The following is a 4,257-nucleotide window of genomic DNA, read 5'->3' on the forward strand; positions in this document are numbered from 1 at the left end:
CACGGCCCGCGTTACGCGCTGGGCAGTGTCGCGCGAGTCGCCACTGCGATCGTGGATCACGATGTCGCCAACGCTGATCGTCACCTGGCGGCCGCCGCCGGCAGCCGCGAGCGCCGGACGCGGAGCGGAAAGGGCCAAAGCCCCGGCCGTGGTGCGCGCCAGGTCGGCCGCGCCACGCCGGATCCCCTCGGCGTACATCTTCATCGTGGTCTCGCCCGCACGCATCAGACCGCGCAACGGTCCCCACTTGGGCTCGGAGTGCGGGAAAAGGCCGCTAATCCAGGTCAGCTTGTCGCTGAAGTAGGTCTTTACGTCGCCCCAACCCTCGGTAAGGCCCTCTTTGAACTTCTGCCAGAGGCGCTTGCCCGAGCCGCGAAACCAGAGGATCAGGGCCTCAAAATCCTTTTTTGTCTGGTTGAAGGGCACAACAACGTAGAAATCCCAGGTCTGTTGCAGCATGGCCCGGGGATCGAACATCTCTTTGAGGCCTTGCCAAAACTGCTCCCAGCTCCCGGCGGCCTTTTTCGAGTAATAAACGACGGCAATCCAGAGCCCGACTAGTGCGGCAATAGCAACGCCGACCGCGCCTATAAATCCGCCGATCAGCGCCAGGGCGGAAGCAACGGGCAGCAGCACCATGATCAGCCCGCTGAGCACGGCCAGACCGGCCAGGGAGGCAATCAGACCGAGAAAGACGTTGGTGTACCTAGCGAACGACTCGGGGTCGGCTTCCTGTAGCTTTTGCAGGGCGAGCACGAACCCGCTGATGTCGTCGATGGCCGAACCGACACCCTCATTTTCTCCGCCGAACAGCATATTGCCCAAATTGGTAAGCCGGTTTTTCAGGACGTCGATCTTGGCTCCCAGGGTCTCGTTCAGGTCCTCCACAGTGCCCTTTGTCACGCCCGCCGCGTCGGTCACATCCCCAAACTTATCGGCCAGCCCTTCCAGTTTGGGCAGCAGGCCGACGATCGCGTTGTATCCCTCTTCACCAAACGCCTTGACCAGCGATTCGCGCGTTGCGTCGGTCCACTTGGTGGTATCGCCCAGCTTCTTGTGCATGTTTTGCAGGGTCGCGATGAAATCCAGCCCGCCCGAGGCCGTGCGTTCGACCTCAAACCCCAGGGCTTTGGCCGCGGGCGCGATTCTCAGCAGCGCGGCCTTGAGCGCCGTGCCCGCCTCGGCCCCGCCCAATACGTCGTTGAGCTGCCCAAGGGTAGCGAGCACCTGGGTGATGCTCATGTTTTGCGAGACGGCGGCACCGGCGACGCCCTTGAACCCTTCGGCCACGGCCCCCAAATCGGTAAATTTAAAGGTCTGCTGGGTCTTGGTTATCTCGTCCGCCAAGCGGGCGAACTCCTCGCGCGGCGGCTTGGTCTTGTCGCCCATGTTCAGCCAGGCGGTGGCCAGCAGATCGCTCGCCGTCTCGGCGTCCGCGAAGGTCGCCGTGGCCATGCGCAGGGCCCAATCAGTGCCCGCTACGGCCGCGGTCTCGTCCTGGGTCGCGGCGACCATTGTATAGGCCGCGGAGAGGTAATCGGTCGCGGATTGGCGGTTGTTGTTCGAGAAGGCAATGGCGCGACGCTGGACCATCTCCATCGAGCGGTCCATGTCGCCCATCACCGAAACGCCGGTTGATCGAAACTTCGCGGCAGCGTCCTCGAAGCTGATAAACCCCTTCCCCACCAGCACCACCGGGACGGCTAGCAGCCCGGCCCAAAGCATCAGCCTTTTGCTGGCTCCCCAGAGACGGCCCATCTCCGTTCGCAGCAAAGTGAGGCGAGTCTTGAACGTGGTCAGCGCGGACCCGGCGAAGGCGGTTGCCCGCGTCCACGCCGACCCGAATTTCTGCGCGGCCCAGTGGTTGAAGCGCTCGAACGCGCTGAGCTTGGCCTTGATGTTGGCCATCGGCCCGGAGAGCTTGTCCATCAGGCTGATCATGAAGCCGATCTTGAAAATCGAGCCCATCAATCGCCTCCGCCGAAAGCCTTGCCGATGCCCGCCGCGAACAGAGTCATCAGCCGTTCCTCGACCCACAGGGCCCGGGAAATCTGATCTTGGAATGCGTCGATATCATCCGCGGGTTCCTCCCGCAGGTAGAGCCGGACGAGCAACAGGCCGGAAAGAAACGGGTCCTCTCCGACCGCTATAGTTTTTTTCGGATAACGTCCGCCTGGAACCCCATGCCCTCGGACATCTCTGCCCCCAAGCTCGCCGAGATCCCGGGGTATTTTTCACAGAGCTGGCGGAAGCGTTCCGACGAGGGCCAGAGCAGAACCGAGAGGATGAAGTTGACCATCGCCTTGCCCGGCTTCTGACTGATGTCCTTGAGCAGGCGGTCGTAGTGCATGCGCAGGGGTTTGCGCACGTAGATCTCGAGGCCGATCTCGCAGCCGTCATCGTCCACGAACTCCGCGCGCATCGAGCTCACAGCGCCATGTTGCTGCTTCCAGGCGGCGATCTGTTCGGCGCTGGGGCCGGATTTGGCGCTGTCGGTGTCATCCTGCGGGCGGGGGTCTTTGGTCGCGTCCTGAGCCATTATCGGTCCTCCTGGGGTCTGATTTAGACGTTGCCGTGTGCGCTGACGCCGTCGGAAATGAGATCGTCGAAAATGTTGAAAGGCACCTCAACGGTGGTGCTGGTGTCGCCGGACGCGGCCTTGAAGCTGCGCTTGTTGAGCTTGCAGCCCTGGAGCTTGTCCACATGCAGGCCGCTGTCGTCGTTGGCGTAGGAAACAGTGATATTGAATTTGGGCAGCTTGTAGTAGGCCTTGCCCTTGGCCAGGCAATAGCCCATCAGCGCGTCGTAGCCCTCGCGGTTGATCGTCAGTTTGCCCTCGCCGCTCCATTTTCCCGTGCCGTAGCCGCGCGGGGCCGAGCCCTTGCCGTAGCGGCCCTCTGATTGCATCTCGTCGCCGTACTCGATATCGGTCACCTCGAGCTGCGGGCCGTTGGGCAGCAGGATGGTGATATCTTCCCAATCGTATGACTTGCCGTTGATTGGCACTCTGCCCTCCTTGCTGCCGCTACTATTGCGGCAGCTGTTTCCAGAGGCTGAAGTAGAGTTTGATCGTCTTGGTCGCGCCCACCGGCACGGCCTGCACCTCGGCGTAGATCTCCTCGGTGCCCAGCACGTCCTGCCCGGTGGGGATTACCACGTCAAAGGCGCTTAGCTCGCGGTCGCGCCCCTTCATCATCCGTGTCTTGATCTCGGACTCGACCGCGCTCTCCAAATCCTTGAGCGAGGCGTCGGATCCGTCCTCGTACCACTCGTCGTGCAGCTTGAGCAGCGCGGCGGCGCGCGCCGTGCGCATCAGCTTGTGCATGCTGCGCACGCGCTCGATGTTGATATAGGGGCTGCCGCTCTCGCAGTGCACCGCGCCGTTGTTGACGTAGTAGCCGCTGAGCCCCTCGTAGGTGCGGAACACGGTGAACCCCGCCTCGGCCAGGGCTTGAAGCTGCGCCTCCTCAACCCCGCTGGGCATCAATTTGTTGAGCCCGCTGATCGGAGCCAGCGCGCCGGTCAGAACCCGCCCGGGCGAGCGCATCACCGGGTCGTGCGCCAGGCGTCCGGCGTAGATTCCCGAGCCTCCGCGCTCGATCTCGTAGCCGCGCTCATCGGTGATTTTTGCGCCGCCGGCCATGATCGAGACGCACTCGGTGGTGAAGCTGCCGAGCGCCGTGGGCAGGGCCGTGACCCATTGGTCCACGGTCTGCTCGGCGGTGGGCCACGGGGCGTCGCAGATGATCGCCACCGGCTTGTGCGCAGCGGCCAGCGCCACGCCCTTGGTATTCAGCGCGGCCCACGAACCCGAGGCCACGGGCTGCGCCACCAGGATCAGCTCGACGCTCTGGCGCGCCATGCCGTAGTCGATGGCGGTGTTGATCTCGCTGACCGAGCTCTCGGGGGCGGTAGCAGTAAACTGCCAGGTGTCTCCGGCCGCAAAGCTGCTCGCGTCCGGCTCGGCATCGGTCCAGGAGACCGACACGCCGGTATCGCCCAGGCTGTAGCCGGTGCCCGAGGCTGCGGGCGTGGTTGTCGTCGGGGACCAGTTGATTCCGCCGTCCCGCGACCAGCGAAAAGTGGCTGTGCCGAAGGCGCCGCCGGAGATGATCTCGACGAGGATCTCGTACTTGCTCTTGGGCGTGCCCGCGGCCGCAAAAACAGCATCGCCGGAGTTGCCGCTGCCGGCAGTGACCGTGCCGTTGACCCCGGCTACGGAGCCCGGGGAGACCACGGCCACGATGCGCTCGGCCC

4 protein-coding genes are annotated in these 4,257 nt (G+C 63.9%); all 4 read right to left on the reverse strand.

Annotated elements, in window-relative coordinates:
* On the reverse strand, positions 1-1,968 hold a 1,968-nt coding region (locus P9M14_09630; GenBank protein MDP8255998.1), incomplete at its 3' end, for a phage tail tape measure protein.
* A 178-nt stretch (positions 1,969-2,146) separates the two neighbouring features.
* A complete protein-coding gene (locus tag P9M14_09635) occupies positions 2,147-2,539 on the reverse strand; it encodes a hypothetical protein (protein MDP8255999.1) in 393 nt (130 codons plus the stop codon).
* 23 nt (positions 2,540-2,562) lie between these two features.
* Positions 2,563-3,006 (reverse strand): hypothetical protein, encoded by a 444-nt coding sequence (locus P9M14_09640; GenBank protein MDP8256000.1) that lies wholly within the window; start codon positions 3,004-3,006, stop codon positions 2,563-2,565.
* Between the two features lie 22 nt (positions 3,007-3,028).
* Positions 3,029-4,257, reverse strand: a 1,229-nt coding sequence (locus P9M14_09645; protein ID MDP8256001.1) for a DUF2586 family protein, incomplete at its 5' end; no start/stop codon positions are given.

It is taken from the genome of Candidatus Alcyoniella australis, assembly GCA_030765605.1.
GTDB classification, from domain to species: Bacteria; Lernaellota; Lernaellaia; order JAVCCG01; family Alcyoniellaceae; genus Alcyoniella; species Alcyoniella australis.